7 protein-coding genes are annotated in these 15,776 nt (G+C 35.3%); all 7 read left to right on the forward strand.

The window, feature by feature from the left end; translation table 11 throughout:
• The first annotated feature begins 280 nt into the window (after nucleotides 1-280).
• On the forward strand, nucleotides 281-1,066 hold the full coding sequence (locus EMN46_RS09610) for a DUF4339 domain-containing protein (protein ID WP_154200593.1): 786 nt from the start codon (nucleotides 281-283) through the stop codon (nucleotides 1,064-1,066).
• 535 nt (nucleotides 1,067-1,601) lie between these two features.
• Complete coding sequence (locus tag EMN46_RS09615; RefSeq protein ID WP_154200594.1) at nucleotides 1,602-4,682, forward strand: TonB-dependent receptor; 3,081 nt, start codon at nucleotides 1,602-1,604, stop codon at nucleotides 4,680-4,682.
• A 112-nt stretch (nucleotides 4,683-4,794) separates the two neighbouring features.
• Nucleotides 4,795-6,471, forward strand: coding sequence for a RagB/SusD family nutrient uptake outer membrane protein (locus tag EMN46_RS09620; protein ID WP_154200595.1), 1,677 nt, complete (start codon nucleotides 4,795-4,797; stop codon nucleotides 6,469-6,471).
• A 217-nt stretch (nucleotides 6,472-6,688) separates the two neighbouring features.
• The gene (locus EMN46_RS09625) at nucleotides 6,689-8,272 is read left to right on the forward strand and encodes a glycoside hydrolase family 28 protein (protein ID WP_154200596.1); all 1,584 of its coding nucleotides are present in this window, start codon (nucleotides 6,689-6,691) and stop codon (nucleotides 8,270-8,272) included.
• A gap of 16 nt (nucleotides 8,273-8,288) precedes the next feature.
• A complete protein-coding gene (locus EMN46_RS09630) occupies nucleotides 8,289-10,709 on the forward strand; it encodes a glycoside hydrolase family 3 N-terminal domain-containing protein (RefSeq protein ID WP_154200597.1) in 2,421 nt (806 codons plus the stop codon).
• A 230-nt stretch (nucleotides 10,710-10,939) separates the two neighbouring features.
• A complete protein-coding gene (locus tag EMN46_RS09635) occupies nucleotides 10,940-13,357 on the forward strand; it encodes a glycoside hydrolase family 3 N-terminal domain-containing protein (RefSeq protein WP_154200598.1) in 2,418 nt (805 codons plus the stop codon).
• 354 nt (nucleotides 13,358-13,711) lie between these two features.
• Nucleotides 13,712-15,766: a glycosyl hydrolase 115 family protein gene (locus EMN46_RS09640; protein ID WP_154200599.1), complete on the forward strand. Its 2,055-nt coding sequence runs from the start codon at nucleotides 13,712-13,714 to the stop codon at nucleotides 15,764-15,766.
• The last annotated feature ends 10 nt before the right edge of the window (nucleotides 15,767-15,776 follow it).

Genomic DNA, 15,776 nt, shown 5'->3' on the forward strand with positions numbered 1-15,776 from the left:
TTTGACAGAATTGTAATTAAGGTATATGGAGCCTTAAACTAATTAATAGGCGTGAAGTAGGTGATAATTGTAGTAAAGAAGAACATCAAGTTTATAGATGAACGAAAATTTAGTTTTTAGGAAGTATGTTTTCTTTTCTAACTGTCGCAAAAAAGTTACTATGAGTTTCCAAAGTTCTCATTATTCTCTTTCGAATAGAATAGACGCTAAAATACAGATTACAACTACCAGCTATAATGTCATAAATGAGTATTCATATTAAAATATAATAGATATTGAAATGAAGAAACAATGGTACTATGTCGAGAATGGAGATAAAAAAGGCCCATACTTTGCGGATGAATTAAAAGGTAAAATCGAAAAAGAGACATTGCTTTGCTGCGATGGCATGAAAGATTGCGAAAAAGCTGAGTTGATTCCTGAATTTAAAAGCTTTTTTATGCCTATCCCTTCTATGCCTAGAAATATAAAAGTTAGTACAAAGACCTATTCTCGTATATCTAATAGTGTTATAGAATCATGGATTTTTGCTGGATTTAGTATCTTGATTTGCGTTTTAGAACTTACTGGTTATAAAGATTCCAATTATTATACACCTGCAATTTTTTTGAGTGGAACGACCCTTATTAGGGTGTTTTTGGGATTAAAGAGGTATTTCTCTAAGGTGTTACATAAAAATGGTTTAAGCCGAATAATGGGCTGGTTGATTGCAAGTTTAATCCCCATTTACTTTTTTCTGTTAATAGCTAGTAGGAAAAGAGCTGAAGATAATTTGTTAGAAGAAATGGGAACTGTTTTTATTGCTATGCTAATATTAGCATTAATCATACATGTTTATCTGTTTATTCGATTAAGAATTAAGCTGTCCAAGCAAATAGTAGTAGGCATAGAGGAATTGAAGGTCTTTGCTTCTTTGCAATTGTTTCTTTTCCCTATATCGCTAGTTTTAGGAATGGCTTATGGAGAAGTAGATTTTTTCATAATCATGAAAACAATAATGCTTCTAGTGCCGTTTTACTTTTTAATAAAAGGGCTACAAAAAATTGAGAATGGACTTGTTCGTTAGGTTGCACAAGAAGTTTATAAATCGACTTTGTTTCTTTATGAAATAATAAGGCTTTATCTCTAATGGAATTGCGAGTAATAGATGTCTTATTTTCTCTATTTCTGTAAAAAAGACGTTAGGCGTTTTAAGGACAGAATTTAGTTTCCTTTAATTATTTTGGAATCTCAACCTCTATTTTAAACCTGTTCTTTATATCTAGAGGTTCAAGAAGCTTTGTGTTCTCTTAAGTTATGGGAATATCATTTTTTAGGTTTTTAATTAGATTGATATCATGATTTAAAAGATAAAAAAATGATTATTTATTATTAAAATTTCACTTTAAAAGTTGAAATTGTTTTGGTGTATTTTGATGCGAAGTCCTTTACTAAACCTAGATTTAAGTGTGCAGAAAGAATTAATTATTCTGTATGTGCTGTAAATTCAATAGGTTTGGTGTTGTGATTAAAATGTCCATGCTTTTGAGAGAATTGTCCATTGGGCGAAAACGATTTCGAAGTACGTTTGCGTCAAGATTATTTAATAAACCTATAAATCTATGAAGAAATTTAAATTATTAATGCTAGCCTTACTATTAGGCTTATCATCTCACACGTGGGCGCAAACCTTTGAAGTTTCCGGTGTCGTTGTAGATGACCAAAACATAACAATACCTGGTGTATCTGTTATTTTAAAAGGTACAACAATGGGTACATCAACTGATCTTGATGGTAAATTTTCATTTGCTGTTAATGATGGAGCTGGTACTTTGGTCTTTTCTTTTGTAGGATTCAAAACTCAGGAGATCTTATTAGATGGGAGAACGACCCCTTATAACGTACAATTAGCTATTTCAGCAATTGGATTGAATGAAGTTGTGGCAATTGGTTACGGTTCAGTTAAAAAAAGTGATTTAACAGGTTCTGTATCTTCTCTTGATTCGGAAAAATTAACCGAGACGAGCAAGACTGATGTTGGTCAGGCTGTTCAAGGGCAAATAGCAGGGGTTGATGTTCGTAAATTAAGTTCTAAACCTGGTGCTCCACTTTCTATTCGGATTCGTGGTAATACCGTAATTAAAAATAACAATATCAGTAGAGATGGTGTTGACGACAACTTGGATGATGATTTATCGAAACCTTTATTTGTAGTAGATGGAATCTTCATGAGTGATATAGGTGTCATTAATCCTTCGGATATTGAAAAGATGGATGTGTTGAAAGATGCTTCTGCAACTGCAATTTATGGTTCTCGTGGAGCCAATGGTGTTATTATTATTACAACTAAATCGGGTGTTAGTGGTAAAATGAAAATTACCTATGCAGGTAGTTTTGGTGTAAACAGTGCTGTGAATAAACCTGATTTTATGTCAGGTGATAAGTATGTTGAATATGTTTCTGATTATTTAAAAGGTGAGCAATGGGTTAGTCAATGGGCTGATGGTAGTGCTACTGTTGCTGATTATAACGCAACTGTTATTGATACGGATACACAATTCTTTGATGAGAATGAAAGAAATAATATCGCTAATAGAAATTATACCGATTGGGCTGATCTTTTAAGAAATACAGGTATACAAACAAGTCATACTATTGGAGTTTCTGGTGGTAGCGATGGATTGGTTTACAACGCCTCTGTTGCTTATACCAAAGATGAAGGTTTAATGGGAATCGAAGGTTACGAACGTTACAATATTAGCTCTTCGTTGACGAAGAAAATTAATGATGAATTTACTGCTGGTATTCGTACTTATTTTGCTTATTCAGAACGTGAAGAAGGAAGTAAGGAGTTGTTTCGAAGTTCTCTTCGTTTGGCTCCAACAGTAAATCCTTACAATGAAGATGGTTCAATTAAATTAATTCCTGATGCACAGGATGTTCGTTTTATAAATCCTATTTATGAGTCGAATGGTTCATGGGAAACAAATACACGCAAGTATAATATTATTGCCAATGCATTTTTAGAATACAAACCTAATAAGTGGTTTAATTTTAAATCTAATTTTGCTCCAGAATTCATTACTGGGAGAAGCGGAGAGTATAGAGGTTTGTTAACAAAAACAGCTCGTAATGATCAATCTCGTACACGTGCTTACTACGATACGGATTATAGCAATTCTTATGCGTGGGATAATATTGCAAACTTCGATTTTCAAGTTGCCGAAGGTCACAACTTAAAAGCAACTTTAATCTCGTCTATTTATTATCAACAAGAAGAAGGTACAGCTCTTCAGGTTCGTAATATCGATTCTGATTCTTACTCTTTCTATAATACGGGTGGTGGCGATGATGTGAAAACTTATGACACATACTTTTCAAAAGAAACATTGTCTTCTTTTGCAACTCGTATTAATTATAATGTTAATGAGAAATACCTATTCACCTTTACAGGTCGATATGATGGTTCTTCCAAATTAGCTGATGGAAACAAATGGGCATTTTTCCCTTCTGCAGCTTTCGCATGGAGAATGAGCGAGGAAAATTTCATGGCCGATGTTGATTGGGTGTCGAACTTAAAGGTTCGTTTGAGTTACGGTGAATCAGGTAACGATGCTACAGTTAGTCGTTATGCATCTCAGGCATATTTAACTGATGATAGCTATCTGTTTGGTGACAATTCTGCAGCTGCAAAAGTCATTGATGATTTGTCGAATGCTGATTTAGGTTGGGAAAGATCTAAAGAATACAATTTTGGTGTAAATATTGGATTGTTTGGTGGAAGAGTAAGAATGGAAGCTGAATACTATAACAAAAAAACAGTTGATGCTATTTTAGGAAAAACACTAATGGCTGTAACTGGTTTTTCTTCTGCCGAAGGAAACTATGGTTCTGTTAGAAATAAAGGGATTGAATTAGTGTTGAATACCGTAAATATTAAAACTGATAATTTTAAATGGGAAACCAGCATCAACTTCGCAAAGAATAAAAATGAGGTGCTTGCTCTAACGGGTAATGTTGATAAAGAGGTGTACGGAGATCATGGTGTGCTTCAGGTAGGTGAAGCTATTGATGCAATGTACGATTATGAGAGAGCAGGTATTTGGCAAATGGATGAAGCTGCTGAGGCTGCTACTTTTGGACAAGTTCCAGGTATGAATAAATTTGTTGATCAGAACAATGATGGTCAAATTACTGCTGATGAAGATAAGGTAGTGATTGGTTCTAACTCTCCAGATTGGACTGGTGGAATGACGAATAAATTCAAATATAAAAATTTCGATTGTTCGGTAATGATATACACTCGTCAAGGCGTTTTGGGTAGTTCAGAGTTTTATCAGAATTTTTCAACTCAAAATGGAGATGTGGCATTTAACCATCTTGATATGGACTATTGGACTCCAAATAATCAGGATTCTAATAACGCAATGCCAGGTGCTGCTTTATCTGATGGTACAGCTTCAGAGTGGTATTATGAAGATATGTCGTTTGTGAAAGTGGGTAACATTGGTTTTGGTTACAAAGTTCCAAAAGCTTTATTGGATAAACTTCACATCTCAAATTGTAGAGTATCTCTTGACCTTCAGAACCCATTTACATTTACCGATTACAAAGGTCCAGATCCTGAAACAGGTTTGCAAAATTCTTATGGAATGGCTTATTCTGTACGTACTGTATTATTCGGACTTAAATTTAATTTGTAAGACATAACTGATAAAATTAAAACAATAAAACAGGTATAGCTAAGCGAATGAGGAGGAGATGTAATTGAATCTTTTATCGATTAAGCTTTAGAGTTTTAAAAATTTTGAACATATGAAAATAGTAAATAAAATTTTATATACGAGTTCACTGTTAAGTCTTTTAATTGGATTTAACTCGTGTGAAAGTTATTTGGAGGAAGAAAATCCATCCGAAATAACTTCGGAAAGTTATATTACCGAAAGTACTGCTGATGAATTAGTTGTTGGAGTTTATGAGGCAGAACGTGAGGTTTATAAAGACTATGAGTCAATGTTTTTTGGAACAGATATCTTTACTTCACAAAATGCGTTGTATAACTATAATGCATTAAATGAGTATTATAATTTGAATTCATCCTCAGATGGAATAGAAGATATTTGGGATAATAACTACTCAGTAATTAGTAAGGCAAATACAGTGATTAATCGTTACGAAAACGAAATCAATTGGAGTGAATCTAATTTAGAGTCAAAAGCGTCTGGTATTGCTCAAGCTAAAGGTTTGAGAGGATTAGCTTACTACAATTTAGTGCAACAATTTGGCGGTGTCGTTTTGACTTTAGACGAGATAAATAGTATCGATTTTTCCTATACTCGTTCTACTGAAGAGGAAGTTTTTACTCAAATTATTAAGGATTTAGAGGATGCTATTCCTGATCTTGAATCAAATCCTGATTTTGGACGATTCTCAAAAAGAGCAGCTCAGCATGTATTAGCTGATGTTTATGTTACTCGTGGTTATAAATCTTTTGGAAATTCAACTGATTTTACAACTGCTGCAGCACTTGCTGTTTCTGCTATTGATTCTTACGATATCAGAAGCCAATCTTATGCTGAAGTGTTTGACTACGGTAATCAGGAAAATGACGAGATTTTATTCTCAATTCAGTATAGTAGTGGTGGTGAGTCTGATGATCATGATAATGACAAACAAGGTCTTTTTATGAATCAGGTTTTCAACTATGTTGGTATTGAAAGAACAACAAGTACTTATGGAGAATCTCTTACTGGTAAAGAAATTATGCCTACCGACTTCTTTTATGCTTTGTTCGATGATAACGATACTAGAGATGATGCAACTTTTTTCCGTGTATTATTCGCTACCGAAGAAACTTCTTATACTTCTGATAACGGAATTGATCCTATTAGTATTGGTGATACAATAATTTATTATCCTAAAAATAGCTTAGAGACTGCTGATTTGAATGATAAATTAAATAGATACTACGTATATCAACCAGGTCAGTACACTTATGATGCTGTTACTGAAAATGTAGATGGCGCTATTTATCAATATACAAATAATTTTGAGAAAACTAATTTTCCTATTTTCAAGAAATTTAATGATGTAAATTCCCTTGGTACTGATGGTGGTGAAAGAGATACTTACGTATTTCGTGTAGCTGAAACATACCTAATTGCTGCTGAGGCATATTTAGAAGCGGGTAACATAAGCGAAGCTCTAAAGTATATCAATCTGGTTCGTGAGCGTGCAACAGGTGTTGCTAACTATTATACTAGTTTAGATATTGATGATATTTTAAATGAGCGTGCTTTGGAATTAGCAGGTGAATCAAATCGTTGGAATATCCTAAAAAGAACTGGTAAATTAGAGGAAAGAATTAACCTTTATAATCCTCATGTAATTAATCATGGAACTTTTGATGATGCTACTCACTTGGTACGTCCTATTCCTGCGGACGAAATGGAGCTTAGTAATGGTTCATTAGTACAGAATACAGGGTATTAAAATAAATTTAAGTTAGATTTATTAGTAATCTTTCAAGCGGGCAGGCAATAAAGGCCTGCCCGCTTTTTATTTTAAACTAGTGCTAAGCTGAGTCTCTAAATTTAGTATCGGGAATATTGTGTAATTACATATTAACAAAGACTTATTACTTTTCATAACACTAATGAACTTATTGAAACTCCAACTACGAAGTGGAGATTGAATTAACAACGAAACGATGAAGAATAGATTGAACTATAGATTAGCAAGAACATTTTGTTTGTTTAATATTATTGCTTTGTGTTTTGTCTCAGGATTTGATGCATCGGCTAAATCAAAGCACAAAAAATATGTAGTTACTGAGTTTGGTTCTGTAAATGATGGAATAACCATAAATACATTAGCAATCCAAACCTTAATAAATAAGGTGAATAAAAGAGGTGGAGGAACTATTGTTTTTCCTACTGGAGAATATTTGTCTGGTAGTTTGTTGATGAAATCGAATGTGAATTTGTATTTGGAAAAGGATGCCATATTATTGGGGAGTATTAATCCATTGGATTATCCACAGGTTGATATGCCTGGGAGACCAAAATTACCGAGTAGAGATGATAACTCTCAGATGGCATTTTTGGTGGCTCATAAAGCAAATGATTTTACAATTTCAGGCGAAGGAAAGATTGATGGACAAGGCAGAGCTTTGGCTTTAACAATTGATAGTTTGTATCATGCAGGAGAATTAGTTGATCCGAAGTACAGTACACGCAGAAATCGGCCACACGAAACCGCTCGACCTAAATTATTTCGCTTTTCACAATGTAATAATGTGAATATTTTAAATCTAAATCTTTGGAATGCATCCTGTTGGGGACTTTCATTCGAGTTGTGCAAAAATTTGACTCTCGACAGTTTAAAAGTGGTGAATAGAGCCTATTGGAACAATGATGGAATGGATATTACCGATTGTACAAATGTGAGAATTACCAATTGTGATGTCGATTCGGCTGATGATGGAATTTGCTTAAAATCATACTATCCAGGATATTGTAATGACTCAATTTACATTGCAAATTGTACCATTCGAAGTAGTGCTAGTGCGATTAAATTCGGTACAGCTTCTTATGGCGGTTTTAAAAATGTTAGCATTAAAAATATCAATATTTATGATACTTTTCGTTCTGCAATTGCTATTGAATCGGTAGATGGAGGAGTTATTGAGAATATAGAGGTTTCCAATATTGTGGCAGAGAATACAGGAAATGCCATTTTTATCCGATTAGGTCATCGTGATGGTAAAAAACCTGGAAGGATAAAGAATATTTACATTCACGATATTAAAGTGCAGGTACCATTTGGAATTCCTGATCTAGCTTATGACATGCGTGGACCAGCTGTGAATTTCTTTCACAATCCACTTCCTTCTTCCATTTCTGGGATTCCTGGACATTTAGTCGAAGATGTTATGATTGAGAATATAGAAATCACCTATCCAGGCAGATCTTCAAAAGGAATGGCTTATGTACCTCTTAGTCGATTAAATATGGTTCCTGAAAGAATAAAAAGTTATCCAGAATTTACCATGTTTGGTGAATTACCTGCCTGGGCTTTTTATGTGCGCCATGTGAAAGGAATTACGGTGAAGAACGTGAACCTGAAATTAGAAAATGAAGATTATCGACCTGCATTTGTTTTCGATCAGGTGGAAGATATTGAAATGGATCAAGTTAAACTGCCTGCAGTAAAACACAAACAAGTTGTTTTGAAGGAAACAAAAGAGGTGAAGCTTAGTTCTGATTTAGAGGGAAAGAAAAAAGAATTGTAAACGTATAAATTGTATCATGATAAGATTATATAAGTTGCTTTTTTCTGTTTTGTGCCTGCTTTTTTTAAGCTCTGCAGGAATCAAAAAGGACAAACAAAATATTTACAAGAAGGGATGGATTGATTTTAATAAAAATGGATTCAAAGATGTTTTTGAAGATCCAACTCAGGCAAATGATGCCCGAGTACAAGATCTTTTGTCGCAAATGACCATGGAAGAGAAAACCTGTCAAATGGTGACCTTATATGGCTATTCTAGAATTCTGAAGGATGAATTGCCTACCCCAGAATGGAAAAATAGTGCATGGAAAGATGGTATTGCTAATATCGATGAACATCTAAATACCATTGCTTTTCGTCCAAAATCAGAAACACAATATTCTTTTCCTCATAGCAAGCACGCCGAGGCAATCAATACCATTCAAAAATGGTTTATCGAAGAAACTCGTTTGGGTATTCCTGTAGATTTTACCAATGAAGGAACACACGGATTGTGTCACGATAGGGCAACACCTTTGCCAGCTCCAATTGGTATCGGTTGTACTTGGAATAAAGAGCTTGTACGTCATGCAGGTGAAATTATTGGACGTGAAGCCAAAGCTTTGGGATATACTAATGTTTATGCGCCAATACTCGATGTAGCCCGAGATCAGCGATGGGGAAGGATATTGGAGTGCTTTAGCGAAGATCCTTTTCTAATTTCAGAATTAGGAACACAAATGACATTGGGAATTCAATCGCAAGGTGTTGCTTCAACTTTAAAGCATTATGCTGTATATAGTGTTCCGAAAGGAGGTCGGGAGGGAAATGCTCGTACCGATCCACATGTGGCGCCGCGCGAAATGCATCAGCTTTATTTGTATCCATTTAAAAAAGTTATTGAACAAGCGTCACCTCTTGGAATAATGAGTAGTTATAACGATTATGATGGTGTGCCAATTACTGGAAGTCATTATTTTTTAACCGAATTGTTACGAGAGAAATTCGGATTTAAGGGATATGTAGTGTCTGATAGTGACGCGGTTAAGTTTCTATCTTCCAAACATCATGTGGCCGAAGATTATAAGGAATCGGTACGACAAGTTGTTGAAGCTGGATTGAATGTGCGTACGAATTTTAAAACACCAGAATCTTATTTGGAACCCTTGCGTGAATTAATTCAGGAAGGTAAGATTTCTATGAAAACCATTGACTCGCGTGTTGCGGATGTTTTATCGGTAAAATTTAAAGTTGGTTTGTTCGATCAACCTTTCGTTAAAAATCCAGAAGAGACAGATAAATTGGTACACACCGATGAGGACGAGGCTTTTTCCAAGCAAATTAGTAAAGAATCTTTGGTTCTGTTAAAGAACGAAAATAAACTACTTCCTCTCAAAATCAATAAACTGAAAAATGTACTTGTTGTTGGTCCTTTGGCCAATGAAGTACGTTATACATACAGTCGATATGGTCCGTCGAAAAATACGGCGATTTCCATTTATCAAGGCATTAAAAAATATGGTGGTGAAAAGTTAAATGTAGAATACGAAAAAGGTTGTGATGTAATTGATCCAGATTGGCCAGGAAGTGAAATTATTCCAACACCGCTTTCTGATTTAGAACAATCGGGAATAGATGCAGCAGTACAAAAAGCTAAGGAGTCGGATGTTATTATTGCCGTACTTGGAGAAGATGAGAAAAGAGTGGGAGAGTCTCGTTCGAGAACCTCTCTTGGATTACCAGGTAGACAATTTCAATTGATTCAGGCTTTGTACGCTACTGGAAAACCTGTCGTATTAGTACTTGTAAATGGTCATCCACTCACAATTAATTGGGAGAATAGGTATATTCCTGCAATTTTGGAAGCTTGGTTTCCTGGTCCTTCTGTTGGAGATGCAATTGCCGAAACACTTTTTGGTGATTACAACCCGGGAGGTAAACTGTCAGTAACTTTTCCTAAAACGGTAGGCCAAATTCCATATAATTTTCCTTGCAAACCAGGTTCACAGGCTAGTCAGCCAGGCGAAGGGCCGAATGGCTACGGAAATACGCGTGTTTTGGGTTCTTTGTATCCTTTCGGATATGGTTTGAGTTACACCTCTTTCGAATACAGTAATCTACAAGTAACTCCTGAGGAAACTCACTCAAGAGGCGACATTCATGTATCTTTTGCTGTTAAAAACACAGGAGATCGCGAAGGCGATGAAGTGGTTCAGTTGTATGTTAGTGATGAGGTAAGTAGTGTGACGACTTATGAGTCGCAACTACGCGGATTTGAGCGTGTTCATTTATTGACGGGTGAAACAAAAACTGTAGATTTTGTTTTGCATCCAGATGATTTGGAACTGTTGGATATAAATATGAATTGGACCGTAGAACCAGGTACTTTTAAGGTGATGATTGGAAGTTCATCGGAAAATATTCATTTGACAAATGAATTTAAAATATTTGATAAATAGGAGGAAAGCATCTAGTTGTAAAGGCTTAAATATTGTGTTTTTGCTTTTAATAACACATTGGGGAATTTATCCATGCTTGTGGGACAAAAGTCCATATTGGAAATTAATCAAATTTCTATTTTCGTTTTTGATAGGAAATAGAAGTTTCCCTGATCGTTTAGTCATCCTTTGTATAAAGCATTAGATGGTAAAATGTACTTGCAGATATTGAATCTATAAATTGGAATATAATGAGAATATATAAGTTGTTTTTTTCTGTTTTGTGTCTACTATTTTTAACCTCTGCGGGGATAAAAAAAGACAAGCGAAACATTTATAAAAAAGGTTGGATCGATTTTAATAAGAATGGAATCAAAGATGTTTTTGAAGATCCTGAAAATACGATTGATGATCGTGTAGCAGATCTTCTTTCGCAAATGACAATGGAGGAAAAAACCTGTCAGATGGCAACACTTTATGGTTTTTCAAGAGTTTTAAAAGATGAATTGCCAAATGAAGGTTGGAAAAGTCGTGTGTGGAAAGATGGAATTGCCAATATCGATGAGCATTTAAATACCATTGCAAACAGACCCTATACTTATACCGAATATGCTTATCCGTACAGTAATCATGCGAAGGCGATTAATTTAATTCAAAAGTGGTTTATTGAAGAAACACGAATGGGAATTCCTGTCGATTTTTCGAATGAGGGTGTTCATGGATTGTGTCACAAAAAAGCGACACCTCTTCCAGCTCCAATCGGAATTGGTTCTACTTGGAATAAAGATTTGGTTTATCAAGCAGGTAAAATTGTAGGTCGAGAAGCAAAAGCATTAGGTTATACTAATGTATATGCACCCATACTTGATGTGGCGCGTGATCCTCGTTGGGGACGAGTAGTGGAATGTTATAGTGAAGATCCATTTTTAATTGGAGAGTTAGGAACAGAAATGACCAAAGGGATTCAATCTGAAGGTGTTGCTTCGACCATTAAACATTTTGCCGTTTATAGTATTCCTAAAGGAGGTCGCGATGGTGAAGCAAGAACCGATCCACATGTGGCACCTAGGGAAATGCACCAAATGTTTCTTTACCCTTTTAAAAAGGTGATAAAAGAGGCTAAACCGATGGGTGTTATGAGTAGTTATAACGATTATGATGGTGTGCCAATTACTGGTAGTCATTATTTTCTAACCGAACTTTTGAGACAAGAGTACGGTTTTGATGGTTACGTGGTATCAGATAGTGATGCTGTGGAATATTTGAATGAAAAACATCATGTTACTGCAGATTATAAAGAGACCGTTCGTCAGGTTGTTGAGGCAGGATTGAATGTTCGTACTCGTTTCAGAACGCCAGAATCTTTTATTGAGCCTTTGCGCGAAATCATAAAAGAAGGTAAAATCTCAATGAAAACTATCGATTCTCGTGTAGCTGATGTGTTATCCGTAAAGTTCCGATTGGGATTGTTCGATCAACCTTTTGTCGAAGATTGTGAATTAGCTGATAAAGTGGTTCATACAGAAGAAGATGAAGCTTTCTCAAGACAAATCACCAAAGAATCGATGGTTTTGTTGAAAAATGAAAATGAGCTATTGCCTTTAGATATTAAAAAAATACAAAATGTATTGGTGACGGGTCCTATGGCTGCTGAAACCAATTATGCATATAGTCGATATGGTCCTTCTTTTAACGAAGTGGTTTCTGTTTTAGAGGGAATTAAAAATTATGGGGCTGAAAAACTGAACGTGAAATATGTGAAAGGTTGCGAAGTGATTGACGAAAGCTGGCCAGAGAGCGAGTTGATGGAAGTCCCTTTGTCGGCCGAAGAGCAAGCTGGAATCGATGCTGCTGTTGAGCAAGCCAAACAATCAGATGTTGTAATTGCCGTTATGGGTGAGAACGAGAGTCGAGTTGGCGAGAGTAAAACGCGTACAAACTTAGAATTACCGGGCAGACAATTGCAATTTGTGAAAGCACTTTATGCCACAGGAAAACCAATCGTTTTAGTGTTGATAAACGGAAGAGCTTTGACCATTAATTGGGAAGATAAATACATTCCTGCCATTTTGGAGGCGTGGTTTCCAAGTGCTTCTTCGGGAGATGTGATTGCTAAAACTCTTTTTGGGGATTACAATCCGGGTGGAAAACTATCGGTGACCTTTCCAAAGTCAGTAGGGCAAATTCCATTAAATTTCCCTCATAAAGTAGCCTCTCAGGCTGGACAAGTGGAAATTCCAGGGAATGGTTATGGTAAAACTCGTGTTTTGGGTTCTCTTTATCCTTTTGGGTATGGTTTAAGTTATACCTCTTTCGAGTATAGTAATTTAAATGTGAGTCCTAAAAATGCTTATCCTCAGGCAGATATTTCAGTCACATTTTCGGTGACCAATACGGGAAAACGAGCAGGTGATGAGGTTGTTCAACTATACTTAAAAGATGAGGTGAGTAGTGTTACCACGTATGAATCTCAACTAAGAGGTTTCGAACGGGTACATTTATTGCCTGGCGAAACAAAAGAAGTGAGATTTACTTTGCATCCTGAAGATTTGGAATTATTAGATATAAATATGAACTGGACCGTTGAGCCCGGAAAATTTAAGGTGATGATTGGAAGTTCATCTGAAGATATTCATTTGAACGATAGTTTCGAAATTCGTTCTTACTAATAAGCTTGTTTGTTGATAGAACATATAAAGTAGTACTGGTATTGAATATGGAATTCAGTATCGGTACTTCTATTGGTTCTCAAGTTGATCAATTTTTACAGAGATAGAACAACGAATAATGCTTTTTATTAGTTGTAGTTTTTATTGGTGCACCAGTTATAGTAAGGAGAAAACTAATTTGTATTATCCATGCAAATGGTGTAAAAATCCATAACTAAAGTTCTCCAATGTAATATTTTTGAAACAGGTAATATTTAGATATGCATGGTTCACACGAACAAGGATAACTTCGAGAAAATGGCGTTTGAAATTTTTGGTGAATAATGAGATGTAATATAGAAAAGAAAGTGAAGTATGATTTTTAAATCAGGAAATATAATACCGAGAACATTGGTTTTGATGTTGTCTCTATTTTTAATTAATACACAGGTATATTCTGCGACCAAGATTTATTTGGTACAAGGAAAGATGGCTACTCAGGTTGAAAAGAGTACTATTGTCGATCTGCAAAAAGATTTGTCGAAATTGGTCGAGGATGAAATTCTTGTGATTACAGAATCAAAAAAATTACCAACTGATGGAACACTTTTTTTGTTGGGGACCATAACTTCTAATACAAAGATTTTCAAATTAGCTAAATCGAAAAAGATTTGTTTGTCGGAAAATCAGCCAGGTGCTCGTGGAGGAATTTGGGCAAAAGTAAAAGGACGAAAAAATCGAAATCAAATTGTGATTGCTGGCTCTGATGTGCAAGGTCTGCAATATGCTATTTACGATTATTCACATCAAATTTTAGACATTGATCCTTTCGAATATTGGACTGGAAAAGTACCGGAGAAAAAGATGAATTTCGATTTCTTTAATTTTGAGGAGAAAACGATTGCGCCTCCCTTGGTGCCAATTATGTGTTACTTCGAAAACGATGTTGATGAATTGGCCAACTATCGAGGCAAATTACTCGAATACGATTGGGAGTCTTATACCGAGATGATTAATTCATTGGTCCGAATTCGTTACAATGCTATTCAGTTTTTTGATATGTTAGGTCGTCCAGAATTTTTTATTCGACCAGAATATAAAAAACTGAAATCCGATTATCAGATTGATGAGGCATATCTTGACAAAATGATTGATTATGCTCATCTAAAAGGAATGGATGTTCAAATTGATTTATCCCTAGGCTATCAATTGCATCCTTTGCCAGTTGAAGAATCATATTGTTGGACGACCTATAAGGATAAATGGATAAAAGGCTGGAAATATTATTTTGAAAATACGCCTATAGCTAAGGCAGATATCTTTTCATTACGCCCAAGACATCAGGTTTGGGATTGGGAATACATCAGCGCTTGTGGCGAAGATAAAGTTGAGGTTTTTAATGAGATTTACGCAGTTTTGGGAAAATTGATTGATCATTACAAGCCTGAATCCACTAAAATTGCCTTCTGTTATCACGATGGAATGGAAATGTTTAATGAAGGTTTTAATCCTCCCAAAGATTGGATCGCAGTATGGTGCGATGATGGTTTTGGAGATTTTGATTACTTGCCTAAAAGCACCAAAGGATACGATTTTGGAACCTATATGCATGCTGGTTTTTGGAAAAATCATACGGTGCATAACCCGTATCCAATGAAGGTGGATACCATCATGAAAAAAATGTTTCGCGATTATGGTGCTGATAAATATTGTCAGGTAAACGGACAAAATTTCAGACCTTTTTTGTTTAATTTAGAAGCTTATAGCCAAGTATGTAATCAGCCGGAGAATTTTAATGGTGAAGATTTTTACCGAACTTGGTGTGAAAGATATTTTAGTAAGGCTGCAGCTAAATTGGCTGTTGAATCAATGAAAATACTTCACGAAGTTCAGGTGGGACGTAATGGATATGTACAACATTTATGGGAAGTTAACGAAGCAATTTCATACCTTTCAAATTCACCAATTGAACTTCCTGGCAAGGATGCTGTTCCTAATTCTTTCGAGAGAGTAGATAATGATATTGAGAACTTGAGATTGGAAACAGAGAACTTTCAAAAAGCAATTGACGAAGCCGAGAAAGGTCAGAAGTTGAATGTAAAGAATAAGGGCTTTTACTATTCCTATATTCTTCTTCCGGTTCATTTGTATTCCAATTTAATTTCTTTTGAAAGTACACTTCACGAAATGGCTTTGCTAAAAAGAAAGTTTGAACAAACAGGAGATAAACAGTCGGTGGTTAAGGCAGAATTGCTTTTGGAAACAGCCAGAGAAAAATTAAGATTAGTATATAAGAATTGTTACGAAGGCGATCAGAGTCAGAAATGGGATAATTGGTATTCTCCTGAAATTCGTCGCCCAAATAATGGTTTTCCCTCTTTTGAAATGCTCGATAGTATTGGCGAGACTCTTAAATCATTAAATCAGTAAGAAAAATGAG

It is taken from the genome of Ancylomarina sp. 16SWW S1-10-2 (genome assembly GCF_009669305.1).
Lineage (GTDB): Bacteria > Bacteroidota > Bacteroidia > Bacteroidales > Marinifilaceae > Ancylomarina.